This is a genomic window from Xaviernesmea rhizosphaerae, from assembly GCF_001938945.1.
Taxonomy (GTDB): domain Bacteria; phylum Pseudomonadota; class Alphaproteobacteria; order Rhizobiales; family Rhizobiaceae; genus Xaviernesmea; species Xaviernesmea rhizosphaerae.
Map to the genome: position 1 here is coordinate 117467 of NZ_MKIO01000027.1, position 21283 is coordinate 138749.

17 protein-coding genes are annotated in these 21283 nt (G+C 68.1%); 15 read left to right on the top strand and 2 right to left on the bottom strand.

Annotated elements, in window-relative coordinates:
* The first annotated feature begins 113 nt into the window (after positions 1 to 113).
* From kdpB to BJF92_RS10185, 5 genes are all read left to right on the top strand, one after another.
* Positions 114 to 2162 (top strand): potassium-transporting ATPase subunit KdpB, encoded by a 2049-nt coding sequence (gene kdpB / locus BJF92_RS10165; RefSeq protein WP_075634640.1) that lies wholly within the window; start codon positions 114 to 116, stop codon positions 2160 to 2162.
* Positions 2163 to 2239: 77 nt separating this feature from the next.
* Positions 2240 to 2851 carry a K(+)-transporting ATPase subunit C gene (locus BJF92_RS10170; protein ID WP_075634641.1) on the top strand — a complete coding sequence of 204 codons (612 nt, stop codon included), beginning with the start codon at positions 2240 to 2242 and terminating at the stop codon, positions 2849 to 2851.
* Positions 2852 to 3098: 247 nt separating this feature from the next.
* On the top strand, positions 3099 to 5816 hold the full coding sequence (locus tag BJF92_RS10175) for a sensor histidine kinase (RefSeq protein ID WP_075634642.1): 2718 nt from the start codon (positions 3099 to 3101) through the stop codon (positions 5814 to 5816).
* 131 nt (positions 5817 to 5947) lie between these two features.
* Positions 5948 to 6640: a response regulator transcription factor gene (locus BJF92_RS10180; protein ID WP_075634643.1), complete on the top strand. Its 693-nt coding sequence runs from the start codon at positions 5948 to 5950 to the stop codon at positions 6638 to 6640.
* A 310-nt stretch (positions 6641 to 6950) separates the two neighbouring features.
* Positions 6951 to 7400, top strand: coding sequence for a PTS sugar transporter subunit IIA (locus BJF92_RS10185; RefSeq protein WP_075634644.1), 450 nt, complete (start codon positions 6951 to 6953; stop codon positions 7398 to 7400).
* Positions 7401 to 7533: 133 nt separating this feature from the next.
* On the opposite strand, the gene BJF92_RS10190 is transcribed toward BJF92_RS10185, so the two are convergent.
* Positions 7534 to 9168: a Na+/H+ antiporter gene (locus tag BJF92_RS10190; RefSeq protein ID WP_075634645.1), complete on the bottom strand. Its 1635-nt coding sequence runs from the start codon at positions 9166 to 9168 to the stop codon at positions 7534 to 7536.
* A 273-nt stretch (positions 9169 to 9441) separates the two neighbouring features.
* Between BJF92_RS10190 and BJF92_RS10195 the strand changes: the two genes are divergently transcribed.
* Together BJF92_RS10195 and BJF92_RS10200 are read left to right on the top strand one after the other, a co-directional pair.
* Positions 9442 to 10425 (top strand): GGDEF domain-containing protein, encoded by a 984-nt coding sequence (locus BJF92_RS10195; protein ID WP_245294718.1) that lies wholly within the window; start codon positions 9442 to 9444, stop codon positions 10423 to 10425.
* 165 nt (positions 10426 to 10590) lie between these two features.
* Positions 10591 to 10893 (top strand): alkylphosphonate utilization protein, encoded by a 303-nt coding sequence (locus BJF92_RS10200; protein WP_075634647.1) that lies wholly within the window; start codon positions 10591 to 10593, stop codon positions 10891 to 10893.
* A gap of 78 nt (positions 10894 to 10971) precedes the next feature.
* On the opposite strand, the gene BJF92_RS10205 is transcribed toward BJF92_RS10200, so the two are convergent.
* Positions 10972 to 11874, bottom strand: a complete 903-nt coding sequence (locus BJF92_RS10205) for a LysR family transcriptional regulator ArgP (RefSeq protein WP_075634648.1) — start codon at positions 11872 to 11874, stop codon at positions 10972 to 10974.
* Positions 11875 to 11976: 102 nt separating this feature from the next.
* Here BJF92_RS10205 and BJF92_RS10210 point away from each other — a divergent pair, with 102 nt between their 5' ends.
* From BJF92_RS10210 to BJF92_RS10245, 8 genes are all read left to right on the top strand, one after another.
* Positions 11977 to 12585, top strand: coding sequence for a LysE/ArgO family amino acid transporter (locus tag BJF92_RS10210; RefSeq protein WP_075634649.1), 609 nt, complete (start codon positions 11977 to 11979; stop codon positions 12583 to 12585).
* Positions 12586 to 12722: 137 nt separating this feature from the next.
* Positions 12723 to 13712 carry a BMP family protein gene (locus BJF92_RS10215; protein WP_075634650.1) on the top strand — a complete coding sequence of 330 codons (990 nt, stop codon included), beginning with the start codon at positions 12723 to 12725 and terminating at the stop codon, positions 13710 to 13712.
* A gap of 12 nt (positions 13713 to 13724) precedes the next feature.
* Positions 13725 to 15221, top strand: a complete 1497-nt coding sequence (locus BJF92_RS10220; protein ID WP_075634651.1) for an amidase family protein — start codon at positions 13725 to 13727, stop codon at positions 15219 to 15221.
* Complete coding sequence (locus tag BJF92_RS10225) at positions 15218 to 16744, top strand: ABC transporter ATP-binding protein (RefSeq protein WP_075634652.1); 1527 nt, start codon at positions 15218 to 15220, stop codon at positions 16742 to 16744. The genes BJF92_RS10220 and BJF92_RS10225 overlap by 4 nt, the downstream gene beginning before the upstream one ends.
* The gene (locus BJF92_RS10230; protein WP_075634653.1) at positions 16734 to 17783 is read left to right on the top strand and encodes an ABC transporter permease; all 1050 of its coding nucleotides are present in this window, start codon (positions 16734 to 16736) and stop codon (positions 17781 to 17783) included. Before BJF92_RS10225 ends, BJF92_RS10230 begins: the two co-directional genes overlap by 11 nt.
* Entirely contained in the window at positions 17780 to 18724 is a 945-nt protein-coding gene (locus tag BJF92_RS10235) for an ABC transporter permease (protein WP_075634654.1), read from the top strand. Before BJF92_RS10230 ends, BJF92_RS10235 begins: the two co-directional genes overlap by 4 nt.
* 278 nt (positions 18725 to 19002) lie before the next feature.
* Positions 19003 to 20625: an ABC-F family ATP-binding cassette domain-containing protein gene (locus BJF92_RS10240; protein ID WP_075634655.1), complete on the top strand. Its 1623-nt coding sequence runs from the start codon at positions 19003 to 19005 to the stop codon at positions 20623 to 20625.
* A gap of 43 nt (positions 20626 to 20668) precedes the next feature.
* Entirely contained in the window at positions 20669 to 21256 is a 588-nt protein-coding gene (locus BJF92_RS10245; protein WP_075634748.1) for a nucleoside 2-deoxyribosyltransferase, read from the top strand.
* Positions 21257 to 21283 lie beyond the last annotated feature (27 nt).

Genomic DNA, 21283 nt, shown 5'->3' on the forward strand with positions numbered 1-21283 from the left:
CCTGCATTCACGAACATGAAGCCGAGGCGCGCCCTCCCGCGCGCCGGTCTCACCCCTTTCCCCTGCCGCGACCGCATCCGGTCGCCTTTGAAAAAATTCCGCTGGAGTCTCTGATGAGCCAGGCACAATCCGTCAGCATTCTCGACCGGCGCATCCTGCTGCCGGCCGTGGGCGCGGCCTTCCGCAAGCTCGATCCGCGCACGCTCGCCCGCAATCCCGTCATGTTCGTGGTCGCCACCGTCTCGGCTCTGACCACGCTTCTCTTCCTGCGCGATCTGGCGCGCGGCGGGCCGGATCTCGGCTTCTCCTTCCAGATCAATCTCTGGCTCTGGTTCACCGTGCTCTTCGCCAATTTCGCCGAAGCGGTCGCCGAAGGGCGCGGCAAGGCGCAGGCGGATTCGCTGCGCAAGGCCCGCACCGAGACCGAGGCCAAGCGGCTGACATCGGCGACCGGCCGCGATTATGAGCGCGTGCCCGGCACCAGCCTGAAGGTGGGCGATCTCGTTCTTGTCGAGGCGGGCGACATCATCCCCTCCGACGGCGAGGTGATCGAAGGCGTGGCCTCGGTCAACGAAGCGGCGATCACGGGCGAGAGCGCCCCCGTCATCCGCGAATCCGGTGGCGACCGCTCGGCGGTCACAGGCGGTACGGAAGTGCTGTCCGACTGGATCCGCGTGCGCATCACCGCGGCGGCCGGCGCCACCTTCCTCGACCGGATGATCTCGCTGGTGGAAGGCGCCGAGCGGCAGAAGACACCGAACGAGATCGCGCTCAACATCCTGCTGGCCGGCATGACGCTGATCTTCGTTCTGGCCACCGCCACCATTCCGAGCTTTGCCGCCTATGCCGGCGGCAGCATTCCCGTCATCGTGCTGGTGGCCCTGTTCGTCACGCTGATCCCCACCACCATCGGCGCGCTGCTCTCGGCCATCGGCATTGCCGGCATGGACCGCCTGGTGCGCTTCAACGTGCTGGCCATGTCCGGCCGCGCGGTGGAAGCCGCCGGCGACATCGACACGCTGCTGCTGGACAAGACCGGTACGATCACGCTCGGCAACCGTCAGGCCACCAGCTTCCGCCCGCTCAAGGGCGTGACGGAACAGGCGCTGGCCGATGCCGCCCAGCTCGCCTCGCTGGCCGACGAGACGCCGGAGGGGCGCTCCGTCGTGGTGCTGGCCAAGGAGAAATACGCCATCCGCGCCCGTGACATGGCCAGCCTGAAGGCGATCTTCGTGCCGTTCACCGCCCAGACCCGCATGAGCGGCGTCGATCTCGAGGGCTCGTCCATCCGCAAGGGCGCGGTGGAGGCGGTGCTCGCGGCCGTCGCCGGCCAGGCCGATGGCGCGGCGGTCAAGGAGCTGCGCGCCATCGCCGACGAGATCGCCAAGACCGGCGGCACGCCGCTGGCCGTGTCGCGCGACGGGCGGCTGCTCGGCGTCATCGCGCTGAAGGACATCGTCAAGGGCGGCATCCGCGAGCGCTTCGCCGAACTGCGGCGCATGGGCATCCGCACGGTCATGATTACCGGCGACAATCCGATCACGGCGGCGGCGATCGCGGCGGAGGCGGGCGTGGACGATTTCCTCGCCCAGGCGACGCCGGAAAACAAGTTGGAGCTGATCCGCGAGGAACAGGCCAAGGGCAAGCTGGTGGCCATGTGCGGCGACGGCACCAATGACGCGCCGGCGCTGGCCCAGGCCGATGTCGGCGTGGCGATGAACACCGGCACGGTCGCCGCCCGCGAGGCCGGCAACATGGTGGACCTCGACAGCGACCCGACCAAGCTGATCGAGATCGTCGAGATCGGCAAGCAGCTCCTGATGACGCGCGGCGCGCTGACGACCTTCTCGATCGCCAACGACATCGCCAAATATTTTGCCATCATTCCGGCCATGTTCCTGACCTTCTATCCCCAGCTCGGCGTGCTCAACGTCATGGGGCTGGCCACACCGCAAAGCGCCATCCTGTCGGCCATCATCTTCAACGCGCTGATCATCATCGCGCTGATCCCGCTCTCGCTCAAAGGGGTTGCCTACCGCCCCGTGGGCGCCGGCGCGCTGCTCTCGCGCAACCTCCTGATCTATGGCCTGGGCGGCATCCTCGTGCCCTTCGTCGGCATCAAGGCGATCGATCTCCTCGTCACCGCCATCGGCCTGGCCTGAGGTCGGTCCCGCGCGCTTCGCAGCAAGGGCGCGCTCTCCACGCGTGCCCGTCGACCCTTCTTTCAAGGAATGCTTCCATGTTCAAACAGCTTCGCCCCGCTCTCGTCCTGCTCTTCGCCACCGCGGCGATCACCGGTCTCGTCTACCCGCTCGCCATGACCGGCATCGCCCAGGCGGTCTTTCCCGCGCAGGCCAATGGCAGCCTGATCGAAAAGGACGGAACCGTCATCGGCTCGGCCCTGATCGGCCAGTCCTTCACCAGCCCGCGCTACTTCCACGGCCGGCCCTCGGCCACCACGGGCGCCGACCCGGCCGATGCGAGCAAATCCGTTCCTCAGCCCTATAATGCCGCCAATTCCATGGGCTCCAATCTCGGCCCCACCAGCAAGGCGCTGATCGACCGGGTGACGGCGGCCACCGCCGCCGCGCGGGCCGACAATCCGGATGGGGTCTCGGCCGACGTGCCCGCCGATCTCGTCACCGCCTCGGGCAGCGGGGTCGACCCGCATCTGACGCCGCAGGCCGCCTACTGGCAGGTGGCGCGGGTGGCCAGGGCCCGTGGCCTGGACGAGGCCGCGGTGCGGGCGCTGGTGGACAGCCATATCGAGGCGCGCGAGCTGGGCGTGCTGGGCGAGCCCGTTGTCAATGTTCTGGCGCTGAACATGGCGCTCGACGCCCTGCGCTCCTGATGGGGCGGGGCAGGCGCCCCGCCTTTTCAGGCCTGCGATGGGGGCTGCCGGCGAAAGCTTTTGACAGGCGCGCGCCGGCGTGCTGCTGACGGGCAGGGAAGGGCGCTTCATCGCGGGGCCCAAGCCGCTCTGGCGCTGATCGGCGCATCGGACCGAAAAGCGGGAACGGCGGTCTGATTATTCGATGCGAAAACCAGGGACCTCGCGCATCGCCCCGATGCCCCGAGGCTAGGAACAGGCTTGCAGCATGGCAGACGACCGCCGCGACACCGATGGCAGGCCTTCGCCGGACGCGCTTCTGGCGCGCGCCGAGCGCGAGGGCCGGGGCCGGCTGAAGATCTTTCTCGGCGCCGCCCCCGGTGTCGGCAAGACCTATGAAATGCTGATGGAGGGCCGCGCGCGCCGCGCCGATGGCGTGGATGTGGCGATCGGCGTGGTCGAGACCCACGGCCGGCGCGAGACGCAGGCGCTGCTCGAGGGCTTCGAGATCCTGCCCCGCCGGGGCAGCGACTATCACGGTCAGGCACTCGCCGAGATGGATCTCGACGCCATTCTCGGCCGGCGGCCGTCGCTGGTGCTGGTGGACGAGCTGGCCCACACCAATGCCACCGGCAGCCGCCATCCCAAGCGCTACATGGATGTCGAGGAGATCCTGGCGCGCGGCATCGACGTCTATGCCACGCTCAACATTCAGCATATCGAGAGCCTGAACGACATCGTCGCCCAGATCACCCGCGTGCGCGTGCGCGAGACCGTGCCGGATACGATCATCGACCGGGCCGACGATGTCGAGATCGTCGACATCACGCCCGACGACCTGATCAAGCGGCTGAAGGACGGCAAGATCTATCAGGAGGAGACGGCGCGCCGGGCGATCGAGAATTATTTCGTGCCCGGCAACCTCACCGCGCTGCGCGAGCTGGCGCTCAGGCGCACGGCGCAGCGGGTGGACGACCAGCTGCTGCACCATATGCAGGCCCATGCGATCTCCGGCCCCTGGCCGGCCGGCGAGCGGGTGCTGCTCTGCCTTGGCCATGGGCCGGAGGGGGCCGGCCTGGTGCGCACCGCCCGGCGGATCGCCGAGCGGCTGCGCGCGCCCTGGACGGTGCTGCATCTGGACCGGCCGCAGGCCGTGCTGCGCAGCGACGCGGAAAAGGACCGGCTGGCGGCCAATCTGCGGCTGGCCGAGCAGCTGGGCGGCGAAAGCGTCGTTCTGCCGGGCGTGCATCTGGCCCGCGAGATCCTGGCTTATGCGCAGGGGCGCAACGTCACCCATATCATCGTCGGCCGCCCCGCCCACGCCGGCTGGTCCCGCTTGGGTCTGCTCGGCTGGGGCGCCTCGGTCACCGAGGAGCTGGTGCGCCGCGCCGGGCGGATCAGCGTGCATGTGGTCTCGGGCGAGGCGGAGGAGGGCCCGCCGCGCCGGGGGGTGAAGACGGCAGCGCCGTCCGAGCCGTTCCACATCCTGCCCTATCTCATCAGCCTGGTTTTCGTCGGGCTCGCGGTGGGTGCCGGCGCGCTGCTCGATCAGGTGCTGAACGTGCAGAACCTGGCGCTCGGCTTTCTGATGGCCGTGCTGCTCTCGGCGGTCGCCGGCGGCCTGGGGCCGGCCCTCTGTGCCTCGGTGGCCGGCGCGCTGTCCTTCAACTTCTTCTTCCTGGAGCCGCGCTACACCTTCACCGTGCGCGATCCTGAAAGCCTGGTGGCGCTGTTCTTCTATCTCGGCACGGCGCTGGTGGCCTCCAACCTGACGGCGGCGGTGCAGCGCCAGGCGGCGGCGGCGCGCGCACGGGCGCGCACCACGGAGGATCTCTACCTCTTCTCGCGCAAGCTCGCGGGCACCGGCACGCTCGACGACGTGCTCTGGGCCACCGCCTTCCAGATCGCCTCCATGCTGAAGCTGCGCGTCGTCATCCTGCTGCCGGAGGGCGACAGCATCGCGGTCAAGGCCGGCTATCCGCCCGACGACACGCTGGCGGACGCCGATATCGCCGCCGCGCACTGGGCCTGGGAGCATGACCGCCCGGCCGGGCGCGCCGCCGACACGCTTCCCGGCGCCCGGCGGCTCTACATGCCCTTGCGCACCGGGAGAAAGGCCATCGGCGTGATCGGGCTCGACGACGACCGCCAGGGCCCCTTGCTCACCCCTGCCGATCAGCGGCTGTTCGACGCGCTGGCCGATCAGGCGGCGCTCGCCATCGAGCGCATCCAGCTGGTCTCCGATGTCGATACGGCCCGGCTGGCGGCCGAGACCGACCGACTGCGCACCGCGCTGCTCACCTCGATCTCGCATGATCTGAAGACGCCGCTCGCCGCCATTCTCGGCTCGGCCGGCACGCTGAAGGATTTCGACGGGCAGCTCGATGCGGAGTCGCGCGGCGAACTTCTCGGCACCGTGATCGACGAGGCCGAGCGGCTGAACCGCTTCATCGCCAATCTGCTCGACATGACCCGGCTGGGCGCGGGCGCGATGGAGCCGAACCATGCCCTTCACTTTGCCGGCGATATCGTCGGCAGCGCGCTCGCCCGCGCCGCCAAGATCGCCGCCGGACACAGGGTGGCCGTGTCCCTGCCGGTCGACCTGCCGATGCTCAAGGTCGATCCCGTCCTGTTCGAGCAGGTGCTGTTCAACCTGATCGACAATGCCGCGAAATATGCGCCCGAAGGCAGCCTGATCACGCTGGGCGGCGGGCGGGATGCGCAGGGCCTGTTTCTCAGCGTGATGGATGAGGGGCCGGGCATTCCGCCGGAGGATATCGAGCGGATCTTCGACAGCTTTTACCGCGTGCGCAAGGGCGACCAGGTGCGCGCCGGCACCGGTCTCGGCCTTGCCATCTGCCGCGGCTTCGTGGAAGCCATGGGCGGAACGATCCACGCCGCCAACCGCACCGACCGGCCGGGCGCCATCTTCACCCTGCGCATGCCGGTGGAGGAGCGCGCCCTACCATCGACCCCGCCGCCCTAGAGAATCGGACTGAAAACAGTCCTCAGTGCGATGCTCTAGATTTTTGTTTTTGCATCGGATTTTTCCGAAAACCGGTTCCCACCTTTCGGTCCGATGCTCTATACCCCGTCGCCCGCCCCCGGAGAGACGCCATGACCCATCCCGCCATCCGCATCCTCGTCGTCGATGACGAGCCGCCGATCCGCAAGCTGCTGCGCGTGGGCCTGTCGACCCAGGGCTATCAGATTCTCGAGGCGATGAACGGCAAGACGGCGATCGAGGCGGTGGCGGCCGAGAGCCCCGACCTGATCCTGCTCGATCTCGGCCTGCCGGACATGGCCGGACAGGCGCTGCTGCAGCGCTGGCGCGGCGAGGGGCTGACCGTGCCGATCGTCATCCTCTCCAGCCGCACCGACGAGGCGGGCATCGTCGAGGCGCTGGAAACGGGCGCCGACGATTACGTCGCCAAGCCCTTCGGCATGAACGAGCTGGCGGCGCGCCTGCGCGTGGCGCTGCGCCACCGGCTGCAGAGCCAGGGCGAGAAGCCCCTGTTCCAGGCGGGTGATCTCCAGGTCGATCTGGTCCGCCGGATCGTGCGCGTGGCCGAACGCGAGGTGAAGCTCTCGCCGAAGGAATATGACATCCTGCGCATTCTCGTGCAGCATGCCGGCAAGGTGCTGACCCATCGCTTCCTCTTGGAGCAGGTCTGGGACGGGCTGACCGACGTGCAATATCTGCGCGTCTATGTGCGCCAGCTGCGCCAGAAGATCGAGGCGACGCCGGACCAGCCGCGCTATATCCTGACGGAAACCGGCGTGGGCTACCGGCTGGTGGAGCCGGGCTGAGATGGGGTCCGCTGTCGCCCTCCCGTGCCGTCGGGAGGCGCCCGTTGTCGAGAGGCCCAGCCGATCTGGGCCTGTGGGCCGCAGGTTTCGAGAGGGTGCTTCATCGCTTTCTCAACACAATGCGGTAAAGACAGGCGCAGGCAAGGCGAGGGGCGGCGGCTGGACGGGCTGGCGCAACCGCGTCGCAGACGGCCCGCGGGTGGCTTGGAAAGCCGCGTTTGCGGCGGTTGGCCGGCGGAAAATTCTACCGGCGGGCTCCCGATCTCGGGAAACGGCGTCCCGCATGGCCGGGCGGCAAGGAGAGAGGCGAATGATATTGCGTGACCATCTGCCGGCCGGCCATGTCCTGCTCGGACGCAAGGCGGCGTCGAAGTCGGCGCTGATCGCGCTGCTGGCGGAGGCGGCGGCCGAGCGCAGCGGGCTTGCGGCAACGCCGATCCGCGCGGCGCTTTCCGCGCGCGAGGCGCTGGGCTCCACCGGCGTCGGCAAGGGCGTGGCGGTGCCGCATGCCATGGTGGAAGGGCTGGACAAGGTCGTCTGCCTCTTCGTCCGGCTGGACAGGCCGGTGGATTTCGCCGCCGTCGATGACGAGCCGGTGGATCTCGTCTTCCTCGTTCTTGTGCCCCCGGTCCAGCGCAGCCAGAGCCTTTCGCTGCTCTCGGCGCTCGCCCGCCGATTGCGCGAAAGCGATGCCGCGCGGGGCCTGCGCGCCGCGCCGAGCGCCGAGGCCGCGCTGGCGATCCTGGCCCCGGAGGAGTGAGACTCCCAGAACATCGGGCTTAAAATCGCACGCAGTCCGATGTTATAAGGATTTGTTTTTGCGTCGATTTTTCCAGAAACCCGGTTCCCGCTTCTCGGCCCGATGCTCTCATCTCGCCCATCCCGGTCGGGGGTCACCCGCCCCAGCGCGCCTCGGCCAGATCGACCTCGCGGATGAGCTTGCGGGCCACCTCATCCGGCAGGCGGCGCGCGCGGGAGGCGCGAAACAGGGCGTCGCGCTCGGCCCTGATCGCCGCCAGCCGCAGGCGCCGTTCCGCCGCCTCCATCCGGCGCAGCGCCTCGGCCTCGCTGCCGGTCTTGGACCGGCCTTCGATGCGCCGGCGGTAGATCTCCTGCAGCCGCCCGCCGATCTCGGCATAGGCCTCGCCATTCTCCTGCTCGGCGGCTTCCTGCTGCAGCGCGGCGATCGCCTTCAGCGCGGCTTCGGCCGCCTCGATGCGCGCGGCATCTTCGGCGCGATCGTTTTCGGTTTCCGGCGGCAGTTCCAGATTGTGCAGAAGCGGCGGCAGGCCGATGCTGGCGGCCAGAAGCGAGACGATGATGACGCCGGCGGCTAGCAGAATGGCGAGATCGCGTGCGGGGAAGGCGCCGCCATCGGCGCCCAGCAGCGGCAGGGTGAGAATGCCGGCGAGCGTGATGGCGCCGCGCACGCCGGCCAGCGAGGTGGCCACCACGAGGCGCCAGTGCGGCCGCGGCGGCGCCTGCCCGTGGCGCGCGGCGCGGTAGAGCGTCAGCCGCAGCGACAGCCAGACCCAGGTGATCCGCAGCAGCGCCAGCGCCAGATTGATCGCCAGCACATAGAGGATCAGCCAGACCGGATCGTGATGGCCGGTCTCGCGCACCACCTGCGCGGCGCCGGCGACGATCGACGGCAATTGTTCGCCGAGAATGACGAAGATGATGCCGTTCAGCGCGAACTGCACCGTATCCCAGACGATGCTGCGGCGCACGCGCGTGGCGGCCATCACCTGGCCGCGCTGCTCGACATAGCTCATGGTGATGCCGGCGGAGACGGCGGCCAGAATGCCCGAGCAGCCCAGATGCTCGGCCAGGAGATAGGCGGCAAAGGGGATCAGCAGGCTGATCAGGATCTGCGATCCCACCTCCTCGCCGAGCCGGCGCGAGGCGGCATCCTTGGCAACCATCACGCCCCAGGTGACACAGAAGCCGAGCGCGATGCCGCCGAGAGCCAGCCAGAGGAAGGTGGCGAAAGCCTCCACCAGCGAGAAGCTGCCGGTGAGCGCCGCCGCCACGGCAAAGCGCATGCAGACGAGGCCGGAGGCGTCGTTGAGCAGCGACTCGCCCTCCAGAATATGCATCAGCCGCTTGGGCACGGGCACGCGGGCGGCAATGGCCGAAACGGCGATCGGGTCCGTCGGCGACAGGATCGCCGCGAGTGCGAAGGCGACCGCAAGCGGCATGGCCGGGATCATCCAGTGCACGAACAGGCCGACGCCGATCACGGTGAAGACCACCAGCCCGAGCGCCAGCTCCAGGATCACGCCCTTGTCGCGGAACAGCCCCTCCTTGGGAATCCGCCAGCCGTCGAGAAACAGGAGCGGCGGCAGGAACAGGAGGAAGAACACCTCCGGATCGAGCGTGATGGTCGAGCCTGTGACGCTCGACAGAGCCGCGCCGAGCGCGATCTGCACCAGCGGCGCCGGCAGGCCGATCGGCAGGAGCCGGACCACCATGCTGCTGACCACCACGGCCAGAAGCAAGATCAGAACGATGCCGACGCTTTCCATCGTCTCTCCCGGGGATTGGAGGTCGTCGCAGGGATCGGCCGGTGCGCCACACCCGTCACGGCGCAGGGCCGCGCCTCTCTGTGACACATCCGGAGGCCGGCCGCCACCGATGGCCTGTTGCGCCGGGGCCCGCGCGCTGCGTCATGAAAAGGCCTGGTCTGTGACGTTTTCCAGGATGCTTTAACATATTTTGCTGCAGCGACGTGTCATGATCCGGGAGACTGAAGGTTTGAAGGGTTGCTCGGCGTGCGGGAAGAGGGCCAAGGACAGCGGGTGCAGGAATCAGCTGAAGCCACGGACATGGAGGGCGCAATCATTCCCCTGCAGTCCGGCAGGCTGAAGGACCCCGTTCTCGCGCAATTCTCCATCGACGCCGTGGCGGACATGATCATCTGGCTCGATCAGGATGGCCGTTATGTCTTCGTGAACAAGGCGACCACGCAGCTGCTCGGCTACTCCTCCGAGGAGCTGACGACCCGGACGGTCTGTGACATGGACCCCGATGTCGATGCCGCGCGCTGGTCTGCGCACTGGGACGAACTCGGCCGCCTCGGTTCCGTCATGCTCGAAACCACCAACAGGGCCAAGGATGGAACGGTCATCCCCGTGGAGGTGCGGGCGACGATGGTGACCTATCGCGGGGTCAAATATAATTGCGCGATCGTGCGCGACATCACCGAGCGCAGGCGCGCGGAGGCGGAGCGGCGCGCACTCACCGAACGCATCCGCCAGATGAGCATGACCGACGGGCTGACCGGGGTCGCCAATCGGCGCTGTTTCGACGAGCGGCTGGCCGCGTATGTCGAGGAGGCCGACGCCATGGGCCGGCCGCTCTCGCTGATCATGCTCGATGTCGACCACTTCAAGTCCTTCAACGATCGCTATGGCCATCTGGCGGGCGATGATTGCCTGCGCCGCGTGGCGGGCGCGGTGGAAGACACGCTGCGCCCGGCCGGCGGCCTTGCCGCGCGCTATGGTGGCGAGGAATTCGCCTGCATCCTGCCCGGTGTGGATGGGGTCGAGGCCCTGCGCTGGGCGCAGAGGGTGCGGGGCGCGCTGCACGCGCTGGCGATCCCCCATGAGGGCGCGCCCGCCGGCTGTGTCACCGCCAGCATGGGGCTCGCCTCCGCCCGCCCATCCTTTCCGCTCAAGACTCCCGGCCCCTGGACCGTCGCCCTTGTGGCCGCCGCCGATGCCTGTCTCTATCGCGCCAAGAGCGAAGGGCGAGATCGTATCGTGGCCGGCGGCGGGCGCTGAGCGCCCTGCTTCCCGACCCGCCCGCAAGGCCTGCTGGGCGGAACGTTGCCCATTGGCCAGAACGCCGCCCGCTGCGCAGACCGGCGCCCGAAGCCCCTTGCCTTGAGGCGTGAGCGCATTGTAAGCCCCGGGGCAGTTCTTTAGCATGTGCGGAAAGGCGGCCCCATGGCGGCGGATGACGACGACTATATCTATGACGAGGCAACCGGCGACTGGCGGCCGAAATCCGAGCTGGCGGCTGAGGCAGCCAAGGCTTCCGAAGTGCGCGACGCTGCCGGCAATGTGCTGGCCGATGGCGACAGTGTGACGCTGATCAAGGACCTGAAGGTCAAGGGCGCCAACCAGACGCTGAAGCAGGGAACGGTGATCCGTTCGATCCGGCTGACGGACAATCCTGAAGAGATCGACTGCCGCCACGACGCCATCAAGGGCCTGGTGCTGCGCACCGAATTCGTGCGGAAGCGGTAAGCGGCTGGCTCAAATGGGGGCCGGAGGGCTTTGTCGGCGGCCTCTGCGGCCCGGCCCCGCGGCTTTCAGCCCTCCGCCTCACCCTTCCGGCGGCACCAGCCGCGCCTTGGCCGCTGCCAGCACGGCGCGCGTCAGCGGCTGCAGCTCCCCGGCCATCAGGCGGTTTACCTGCCAGTCCAGCGGCGTGTCGATGACCGTGCCCGGAAGAAGCTCCACAAGCCGCCCTCTGGCGAGGTGATCGGCGACCAGCGGCGCGGGGTTCATGCCCCAGCCGAGCCCGATCAGCGCGCCGTCGACAAAGCCTTGTGTGGAGGGCAGCCAGTGTGTGGGGTGGCGGATCTCGCGGCCGAAGGCGCGCTTGATCCAGTCGCCCTGCAGCCGGTCCTTGGCATTGAAGGTCAGCGCCGGGACCGCAGCGATCGCCTCCGGCGTGACGCCATCTGGAAAGTGCCGGGCGACGAAGGCGGGGCTTGCAGTGGCGTGGTAGCGCAGAGCGCCCAGCGCAACGCGGCGGCACCCCTGCACCGGCCGCCCCAGCGCGGTGATGGCGGCCACCACCCGGCCGCGGCGCAGCCAGTCGGCCGTGTGCTCCTGATCGTCCAGCGCGATATCCAGCAGCGGATGCTCCGCCTTGGCGTAGTCGGCCGCCGCCTGGAGAAACCAGGTGGCCAGGCTGTCGGCATTGACCGCGAGCCTGAGCGTCGGGCGCGGCGCGGCCTCATCGCCAAGCCCCGGCAGCGCCTTCAGAAGCGCGCTTTCCAGCATGCCGACATGCTCCATGTGCCGGCAGAGCCATGCACCCTTCTCTGTCGCCCGGCAGGGCGTTCCCCGCTCGATCAGGATCAGGCCCAGGCGCTCCTCCAGCTGACGCACGCGCTGGGAGATGGCCGAGGGCGTGACCGAGAGACGGCGTGCCGCGCGCTCGAAACTGCCGGTCTCCACCACGGCGGCGACGGCGGCAAGGGCGGGATAGTCGAGCATCCGGGATTAAGCTCCGCTTCATCGCACTAAGATGCTTTCATTAGGCTAAATCTCACGCGACATCTAGAAGCGCCTTCATCAATGCTCTCTTCTGGATTGTCCATGACCCCCGGCATCGTCCTCACCGGCTTCGGCACCGGCCTTGGCCTGATCGTCGCTATCGGCGCGCAGAATGCCTTCGTGCTGCGCCAGGGGCTGAAGCGCGAGCATGTCTTCGCCGTCTGCCTGCTCTGCGCGCTGTCCGATGCCGCGCTGGTGTTGCTGGGGGTTACGGCCTTCGGCGTGGTCGCTCGGGTCATGCCCTGGCTCGATCCGGCCTTTCGCTATGGCGGCGCGGCCTTCCTCGCACTCTATGCCCTGCGCAGCCTGCGCTCGGCGCTGAAGCCGCAAGGCGGATTGACGGCGCAGGGTGGCGCGCCGGCAAGCTTGCGCGCAACGCTCATGACCGCCCTGGCGCTGACCTTCCTCAATCCGCATGTCTATCTCGACACCGTCATCCTGCTCGGCAGCGTCTCCACCCGCTTTCCGGCCGACAGGCTCTCCTTCGCGCTCGGGGCAATGACGGCCTCGGCCCTGTTCTTCTTCTCGCTCGGTTACGGCGCGCGCCTTCTCGCCCCGCTCTTTGCTCGGCCCTCGGCCTGGCGGGTTCTCGACGGGCTGATCGCGGCGGTGATGGCCAGCATCGCGGTGAAGCTGGTGACGGGCGGCTGAGCGGAGCGCCGGCTTTCCACGCGCCTGCGAAACCCTGTGCGCTGCCGCAAATTTCATCTTTTTGTCTGCTTGACTTAAATTTATGCGATCCCTAAAAATTTCTACCAATTGGTAAAAATGCCAGAGGGGAAAACATCATGCGCAATCCGATCATCCTGTCGCGCCGCGGCGTTCTTGCATCCGGTCTGGCGCTTGGCGCCAGCGCCGCGCTTGGGCCGCTGGCCCGCGCCGCCGCCCCGGTCAAGGTCGCGGGCATTCATGGCTCGCCGGTGGAAAATGCCTGGAATTCGGTGCTGCACAAGGCGCTGCAGGATGCCGCCAAGGAAGGCGTGATCGAATATGTCTTCTCCGAGGGCGTCTCGGGTACCGACTATCCCCGCGCCATGCGCGAATATGCCGAGCAGGGCGCCAAGCTGATCATCGGCGAGACCTTCCCTGTGGAGAAGCAGGCGCGCGAGGTGGCGGCGGATTATCCCGACACCGCCTTCGTCATGGGCTCCAGCGGCAAGGAAGCGGGCGACAATTTCGGCGTCTTCGGCACCTGGAACTTCGATGGCGCCTATCTCGCCGGCATGCTGGCGGGCAAGATGACCAAGTCGAACGTGGTTGGCTCGGTCGGTGCCATGCCGATCCCGGAGGTCAACATGCTGATCAACGCCTTTGCCGAGGGGGTGAAGGCGGTCAATCCCGATGCAAAGCATAGGGTGACCTTCATCGGCACCTTCTTCGATCCGCCGAAGGCCCGCGAGGCCGGCCTTGCCCAGATCGATGCCGGCGCCGACATCCTCTTCGGCGAGCGCATCGGCACGGCGGATGCGGCCAAGGAGCGCAAGATCAAGTCGGTTGGCTCGCTGATCGACTATACGCCGCGCTATCCCGACACGGTCTTCGCCAATGCGCTGTGGAATTTCCGCCCGATCCTCAATGCCGCGCTCGCTGATGTGGCGGCCGGCAAGCCGACGGGGCGTGACTATACCGCCTATGGCCTGATGAAGGAAGGCGGCAGCGATATCGTCTATGTGAAGGGCGTGGCCCCGGCCGAGGCGGAAGCCGCGATGGAGGCCAAGCGCGCCGAGATCAAGGCCGGCACCTTCGAGGTGCCCAAGATCATGACCGAACCCAAGTAAGCGGCCTTTGCGATGATCGCGGATGCGACAGCGCTGGCTGACGCTATCAAGGCGGGCCGGTTCAGCGCGACGGCGGCCATGCAGGCCGCTCTCGCGGCCGCCGAGGCCGAAGCTGATCTTGGCGCACTGACGCATGTCGACAGCAGGCTGGGGCTTGCCGAAGCCGCCCGGATCGATGCCATGTTCGCCGAAGGCGGCGCGGCGGCGGCCGAACTGGCAGCGCGGCCCTTTGCCGGCGTGCCGACGCTCGCCAAGGATCTCGGCGGCCCCTTTGTTGGCCTGCCCGTCAAGGCGGGATCTGCGCTGTTTGCCGCGCGCGATCCGGACATGCCATTAGAGGGGGCAGCAGACAGGTCCACCCCCGATTCCGATCTCGCCGCCCGCTTCCGCGCGGCCGGCTTCTGCCTGTTCGGGCTGACCACCAGCCCGGAATTCGGCCTGTCGCTGTCAAGCGAGCCGGCGATCGGCCCGGCCTGCCGCAATCCGCTCGCCCCTACCTTAAGCGCCGGCGGCTCCTCCGGCGGCGCGGCGGCGGCCGTGGCGGCCGGCATCGTCGCCATCGCCCATGCCACCGATGCCGGCGGCTCGATCCGCGTGCCCGCCGCCGCCTGCGGCCTTGTCGGGCTCAAGCCCGGGCGCGGGCTGATGCCGGGTGGCCCGGATTTTGGCAACCATCTGGGCGGCATCGCCGCCGAGCTGGTGGTGAGCCGCAGCGTACGCGACACGGCCGCAAGCCTGACAGCACTTGCCGGGGCCGCGCGCGGGCCCTTTCCGCCAGCCGCCGCCCCCTCGATCTTCCCCACATTGCCGCAGCGACTGCGCATCGGCCTCGTCACCGATCTGGGAGCGGACTGTCCCGTCGAGCCTGCCCGGCAGGCGGCGGTCGAGGCCGCGGCCAGGAGCCTGGAAGCCGACGGGCATCTTGTTCGCCGGATCGACAAAAACGCGCTCGCCGCGCTCGCCGCCACCAGCCGGCGCGTTTTCGAGACGATCGTCTGCGTCAATCTCGCCGCGCTTTTCGATCGCCTTGCCCTGGATGAGGGCAGGGTGGAACCGATCTCGCGGGCTGCCATCGCCAGGGGGCGGAGCCTCACCGGCGCCGGGCTCTGGCAGGATCTGAACGCCATGGTTCTGGTCTCCCGCGATCTCTGGGCGCTGTTTGACGATGTCGACCTGATGCTGACCCCGATGCTCAGCCGCGCGCCCCTTCCGCTCGGCGCCATGCCGACCGACCATGCCGATCTCGACCTGCATTTTTCCCGCATGGCCTGCTTCGCACCTCTGGCGACGCTGGCCAATATTGCCGGCTGCCCGGCGCTGACGCTGCCTTTCGGCGCGGATGAGGACGGGCTGCCGCTGCCCTTGCAGCTTCTGGCGCCGATGGGCGGCGAGGGGCTGCTGCTGGCGGCCGCCGCCCGGCTGGAGGCCGAGGGGCGCTGGCGCCATCGCTTTCCCATCGCCACCCCTTTACCCGCAAGCCCGGGCGCCCGAGAGGACCTCAGCGCATGAGCACGCCGCTTCTGGAGATTGCCGGCGTCAGCAAGCGTTTCGGCGCCAATCTGGCCAATGACGATATTTCCCTGACCCTTGCCAAGGGCGAGATCGTTGCCCTACTCGGCGAGAACGGGGCCGGCAAGACGACGCTGATGAGCATTCTCTTCGGCCATTACGTGCCGGATGCCGGCACGGTCTCGGTCGATGGCGCGGTGCTGCCGCCCGGCAAGCCGCGCGCCGCCATTCGCGCCGGCATCGGCATGGTACACCAGCATTTCGCGCTGGCGCCCAATCTCACCGTGCTGGAAAACATCATGACCGGCACCGAGCCGCTCTGGTCCTTGTCCGCGCGCAAGGGCCAGGCCCGCGCCAAGCTCGCCGCGCTCTCCGCCCGCTTCGGCCTGAAGGTCGATCCGCATGCGCGGCTCGGCGATCTCTCGGTCGGCGAGCAGCAGCGCGTCGAGATCCTCAAGGCGCTCTATAATGATGCGCGCATCCTGGTGCTGGACGAGCCGACGGCGGTGCTGACGCGCGCAGAGGCCGAGCATCTCTTCGCCACGCTGAAGGACATGGCGCGCCAGGGCCTGTCGCTGATCTTCATTTCCCACAAGCTGGACGAGGTGATGGCCACGGCCGACCGCATCGTCGTGCTGCGCGGCGGGCGCAAGGTGGCCGAACGCAGGGCGGCCGAGACCAGCAAGGCCGAGCTTGCCGAGCTGATGGTCGGCCGCACGGTCGTGCGCCCTGTGCGCGAGCCGGCCACGCCCGGCCCGGTGGTGCTGGAGGCCGTGGGCGTCACGCTGCGCCAGAGCGGGGTCGACCGTCTCAAGGCGGTGGATTTCCGCCTGCGCGCCGGCGAGGTTCTGGGCATCATCGGCGTCTCGGGAAATGGCCAGGCCGAGCTTGCCCGGCTGCTCTGCGGCACGGCGCGGCCGACTTCGGGCGATCTCCTGCTGTTCGGCAAGCCGGTGGGCGAGCCTGGCGTGGCCGGGCTTGTTGAAGCCGGCATCGGCCGCGTGCCGGAGGACCGCAACAAGGAGGGCGCCATCGGCGACATGGCGGTCTGGGAAAATGCGGTGCTGGAGCGTCTCCCGCGCTTTTCCCGTCACGGCCTCGTCGCCCGCAAGGCGGGCATGGCCTTTGCGCAGGACATCATTGCGCGCTTCGACGTGCGCGGCGGGGGGCCTTCCACCCGCATCCGCCTGCTGTCGGGCGGAAATATGCAGAAGCTCATTCTCGGGCGCAATCTGATCGACCGGCCGCAGATCCTGATCGCTGCCCAGCCGGCGCGCGGGCTGGACGAAGGCGCGGTCGCCGCCGTGCATGAGCGTATTCTGGAGGCCCGAAGGGCCGGCACCGCCGTGCTGCTGATCTCCGAGGATCTGGAGGAGGTGATGGCGCTCGCCGACCGCATCCAGGCGATCACGGGCGGCCGGCTGTCGCCGCCGATTGCGGCGGAAGCGGCCGATACCCGCACGCTCGGCCTGATGATCTCGGGCGAATGGACCGCCGCGAAGGAAACAGCCCATGCGCTTTGAACGCCGCGACCACCGCCCGCTCGCTCTCGTCATTGCCACGTCGGTGCTCGCGGTCATCGCCGCGCTGGCGCTGTCGGGCATTCTCATCGCGCTGGCCGGCGCGCCGGTGCTTGAAGCCTATCGCCGCATCCTGATCGGCGCCTTCGGCTCGCGCCTGTCCACCACGGAAACGCTGACGCGCACAGCACCCCTGATGCTGACGGGCCTTGCCGCCGCCGTCGCCTTTCGCGCGCGACTGTGGAACATCGGCGCGGAGGGCCAGCTCTATCTCGGCGCCATCACCGTGGCCGCCGCCAGCTCCCATCTGCTCGGCGGCCTGCCGTCCGCTGTGCAGATCCCGCTGCTGCTGCTTCTCGGCGCCATGGCCGGCATGGTGCTGCTTCTGGTGCCGCTCTGGCTGCGGCTGCGCTTTCAGGTTGATGAGGTGGTGACCACGCTGATCCTGAATTTCGTGGCGCTGCTCTTCGTCTCCATGCTGATCGACACGGTGCTGAAGGACCCGACCGCCTTTGGCTGGCCGCAGTCGCAATCGGTGGCCGATGCCGCCATGCTGCCGAAGCTTCTGGCCCGCTCGCGCCTGCATATCGGGATCCTCGTCGCCGCGGCGCTGGCCATCCTCATCCATCTGGTCCAGTCGCGCACGGTCTTCGGGCTGCAATCGCGCGCCGCCGGGCTCAATCCGGCCGGCGCGGTCTTTGCCGGCGTGCCGCTGGGCGCGACGCTCGTCAAAGTCGCCTGCCTCTCCGGCGGGCTGGCGGGCCTCGCCGGCGCCATCGAGGTCATGGGCGTCAAAGGCTATGTCACCACCGATCTTTCGCCCGGCTATGGCTATTCCGGTATCGTCGTCGCCATGCTGGCGGGGCTCAATCCGCTGGGCGTGGTGCTGGCGGCCCTGTTTTCCGCCATCATGTTCGTCGGCGCCGACGGCATGAGCCGCGCGCTGCGCATTCCGAGCTATATTGCCGATGTCACCGTGGCGCTGTCGCTGCTGACCATGCTGGTCGCCCTGTTCTTCACCCAGTACCGGATCCGCCGATGAGCACGCTGTTCGACATTCTCGCTTCGGCCGGCCTGTGGGCGGCGGTGCTGCGCATCGCCACGCCGCTGATCCTCGGCACGCTCGGCGCGCTGTTGAGCGAGCGGGCGGGCGTGCTGCATCTGGGCATCGAGGGCATCATGACCTTCGGCGCGATGATCGGCTGGCTGGCGGTCTATCATGGCGCGGATCTGTGGACCGGCTTTCTGGTCGCGGCCCTTGCGGGTGCGGCCTTCGGCCTTCTCCACGCTCTGCTCACGGTCTCGCTCGGCCTGTCGCAGCATGTGGCGGGCCTTGGCGTCACGCTGTTTGCGGCGAGCTTCGCCTATTATGTCTTCCGCATGCTGGTGCCGGTGGCCGGTACGCCGCCGACCATCGTTCCCTTCCAGCCGCTCGACATTCCCGGCCTGACCGCCATTCCCTTCTTCGGCCCCGCCTTCTTCGCCCAGACCGCGCCGACCTATCTGGCGATCCTGCTCGCGATCGCGCTCGGCTACCTCCTGAAGCGCACGCCGCTCGGCCTCGCCATCCGCATGACCGGCGAAAATCCGCATGCGGCGGAAGCGCAGGGCATCAATCCGGTGGCGGTGCGCTATGGCGCGGTGATTGCCGGCAGCGCGCTGATGGGCATGGCCGGCGCCTTCCTCACGCTCTCGGCCTTCAACAGCTTCTTCCCCACCATGGTGCAGGGCCGCGGCTGGATCTGCATCGCGCTGGTCGTCTTCGCCTCCTGGCGGCCGGGCCGGGCGCTTCTCGGCGCTCTGCTCTTCGCCTTCTTCGACGGGGTGCAGCTGCGCCTGCAGCCGGCCCTGAACGGCATCGTGCCCTACCAGCTCTTCCTGATGATCCCTTATCTCATGTCCATCGTCGCGCTGGCCGTCATGGCCCGGCGCGCCCGCGTGCCGCAGGCGCTGATGCAGCCCTACCGGCGGGGCGAGCGTTAGAGCATCGGGCCAAAAAGTGGGAGCCGGATTTCGGAAGACGTCGATGCAAAAGCAAATGCCGCGCGGAAGCGCTCCACCGCGCCGGCTTCCACGCGTGACAAAGCCCACGGCGCGGCCGGAGACGGCGTAGTCGAGCAGCGTATTCTAAATTAATAAATTCTCATTTTTCATTCGCACGGCCTCTCATCGGATGCAATGCAGCATGAACGAAAAAGGCGAGGACAGCCGGGCGGGCGCGTGCCATAAGGCGCGCAAACACGTCTTCAGGCCGCCTTGTCATGATCCGCATCGAAAACATCTCCAAGCAGAACAGCCATCGTCTTCTGTTCATCGAGGCCTCGGCCGCGCTCAACAAGGGCGAGAAGATCGGCCTGGTCGGCCCGAACGGCGCGGGCAAGACCACGCTGTTTCGCATGATCACCGGCCAGGAGCTGCCGGACGAAGGCCAGGTCTCGGTCGATAAGGGCGTGACGATTGGCTATTTCGACCAGGATGTCGGCGAAATGGCCGGGCGCAGCGCGGTGGCCGAGGTGATGGACGGGGCCGGCCCGGTCTCGCAAGTTGCCGCTGAACTCGCCGAGCTCGAAGCCGCCATGTCCGATCCCGACCGGATGGACGAGATGGAGGCGATCATCGAGCGCTATGGCGAGGTGCAGGGGCGCTATGAGGAGCTGGACGGCTATGCGCTGGAGGGCCGCGCGCGCGAGGTGCTGGCGGGCCTGAGCTTCACGCAAGGTATGATGGACGGCGATGTCGGCAAGCTTTCGGGCGGCTGGAAGATGCGCGTGGCGCTGGCGCGCATCCTCTTGATGCGCCCCGACGTGATGCTGCTCGACGAACCCTCGAACCATCTCGATCTTGAAAGCTTGATCTGGCTGGAATCCTTCCTCAAATCCTATGACGGCGCGCTGTTGATGACCTCGCACGACCGCGAGTTCATGAACCGCATCGTCACCAAGATCATCGAGATCGATGGCGGATCGCTCACCAGCTATTCCGGCGATTATGAATTTTACGAGGGCCAGCGGGCGCTGTCGGAAAAGCACCAGCAGGCGCAGTTCGAGCGCCAGCAGGCAATGCTGGCCAAGGAGATCCGCTTCATCGAGCGGTTCAAGGCCCGCGCCTCCCATGCCGCCCAGGTGCAGAGCCGGGTGAAGAAGCTGGACAAGATCGAGCGCGTGGAGCCGCCGCGCCGCCGCCAGACGGTGGCCTTCGAGTTCCAGCCGGCCCCGCGCTCGGGCGAAGACGTGATCAACCTCAAGAACGTGCACAAGGCCTATGGCACGCGGGTGATCTATGAGGATTTCAGCTTCATCGTGCGCCGGCGCGAGCGCTGGTGCATTCTCGGCATCAACGGCGCGGGCAAATCCACCCTGCTGAAGCTGGTGGCCGGCGCGAGCGCGCCCGATGCCGGCAGCGTGGCGCTGGGCGCCAGCGTGAAGATGGGCTATTTCGCCCAGCATGCGATGGACCTGCTCTCCGGCGACCAGACCGTGTTCCAATGGCTGGAGGAGAGCTTTCCCAAGGCGGGGCAGGGGCCGCTCAGGGCGCTGGCCGGCTGCTTCGGCTTTTCCGGCGACGATGTGGAAAAGCGCTGCCGCGTGCTTTCGGGCGGGGAAAAGGCGCGCCTCGTCATGGCGGCCATGCTGTTCGATCCGCCAAATCTGCTGGTGCTGGACGAGCCGACCAACCATCTGGATCTCGACACCAAGGAGATGCTGATCAAGGCGCTCGCCCAGTTCGAGGGCACCATGCTGTTCGTCTCGCACGATCGGCATTTCCTCGGTGCGCTCTCCAACCGCGTGCTGGAATTGACGCCCGACGGCGTGCATCAATATGGCGGCGGCTATACCGACTATGTGGCGCGCACCGGCCAGGAAGCGCCGGGCCTGCACCCCTGACGGACATCCATCGACCGACATCCATCGCATGGAGGCAAGCGGCATGACGACGATCTATCTCGCGGGGCCGGAGGTGTTTCTTCCCGATGCGCCGGCGATCATGGCCGAGAAGCGCCGCCTGGCGCGCGCCCACGGCTTCGAGCCGACCGGGCCGGGCAGCGACGAGAACCAGGCGCCGCAGCATCCCGCATCCGGCGGCGTGCTGACGGCGGACGCCATCTACCGCCGCAACGATCTGGCCATGCGCTGCGCCGACATCTGCCTCGCCAACATCACCCCCTTCCGCGGCATCAGCGCCGATCCGGGCACGGTCTATGAGATCGGTTTCATGATCGCGCTCGAAAAGCGCGTCTGGGCCTATTCGAACCACCCGGCCGACTATGGTAAGCGCGTGGCCGAGGACTGGTATCGCGGCGCGGCGCTGGACCGCAGCGATGGCCGCCCGCGCGGGCCGGACGGGCTGGCGGTGGAGGATCACGGCATGGCCGACAATCTGATGATCGACGGCGGCATCGCCGCCACAGGCGGCCGCCTCCTGCGCGCCGCCGCCCTGCCGGCCGATCCCGCGCGCGATCTCGCCACCTATGCGGCGGCGCTGGCCGCACTGGCGGAGGCCGTCGCCAAAGGCTGAGCCGTGAGGCGATAACCACAGGACGGG

What these genes read in the sequence shown, in the direction of transcription:
- kdpB (WP_075634640.1), top strand. Translation starts at nt 114, where the DNA reads ATGAGCCAGGCACAATCCGTCAGCATTCTCGACCGGCGCATCCTGCTG.
- BJF92_RS10170 (WP_075634641.1), top strand. Translation starts at nt 2,240, where the DNA reads ATGTTCAAACAGCTTCGCCCCGCTCTCGTCCTGCTCTTCGCCACCGCG.
- BJF92_RS10175 (WP_075634642.1), top strand. Translation starts at nt 3,099, where the DNA reads ATGGCAGACGACCGCCGCGACACCGATGGCAGGCCTTCGCCGGACGCG.
- BJF92_RS10180 (WP_075634643.1), top strand. Translation starts at nt 5,948, where the DNA reads ATGACCCATCCCGCCATCCGCATCCTCGTCGTCGATGACGAGCCGCCG.
- BJF92_RS10185 (WP_075634644.1), top strand. Translation starts at nt 6,951, where the DNA reads ATGATATTGCGTGACCATCTGCCGGCCGGCCATGTCCTGCTCGGACGC.
- BJF92_RS10190 (WP_075634645.1), bottom strand. Translation starts at nt 9,168, where the DNA reads ATGGAAAGCGTCGGCATCGTTCTGATCTTGCTTCTGGCCGTGGTGGTC.
- BJF92_RS10200 (WP_075634647.1), top strand. Translation starts at nt 10,591, where the DNA reads ATGGCGGCGGATGACGACGACTATATCTATGACGAGGCAACCGGCGAC.
- BJF92_RS10205 (WP_075634648.1), bottom strand. Translation starts at nt 11,874, where the DNA reads ATGCTCGACTATCCCGCCCTTGCCGCCGTCGCCGCCGTGGTGGAGACC.
- BJF92_RS10210 (WP_075634649.1), top strand. Translation starts at nt 11,977, where the DNA reads ATGACCCCCGGCATCGTCCTCACCGGCTTCGGCACCGGCCTTGGCCTG.
- BJF92_RS10215 (WP_075634650.1), top strand. Translation starts at nt 12,723, where the DNA reads ATGCGCAATCCGATCATCCTGTCGCGCCGCGGCGTTCTTGCATCCGGT.
- BJF92_RS10220 (WP_075634651.1), top strand. Translation starts at nt 13,725, where the DNA reads ATGATCGCGGATGCGACAGCGCTGGCTGACGCTATCAAGGCGGGCCGG.
- BJF92_RS10225 (WP_075634652.1), top strand. Translation starts at nt 15,218, where the DNA reads ATGAGCACGCCGCTTCTGGAGATTGCCGGCGTCAGCAAGCGTTTCGGC.
- BJF92_RS10230 (WP_075634653.1), top strand. Translation starts at nt 16,734, where the DNA reads ATGCGCTTTGAACGCCGCGACCACCGCCCGCTCGCTCTCGTCATTGCC.
- BJF92_RS10235 (WP_075634654.1), top strand. Translation starts at nt 17,780, where the DNA reads ATGAGCACGCTGTTCGACATTCTCGCTTCGGCCGGCCTGTGGGCGGCG.
- BJF92_RS10240 (WP_075634655.1), top strand. Translation starts at nt 19,003, where the DNA reads ATGATCCGCATCGAAAACATCTCCAAGCAGAACAGCCATCGTCTTCTG.
- BJF92_RS10245 (WP_075634748.1), top strand. Translation starts at nt 20,669, where the DNA reads ATGACGACGATCTATCTCGCGGGGCCGGAGGTGTTTCTTCCCGATGCG.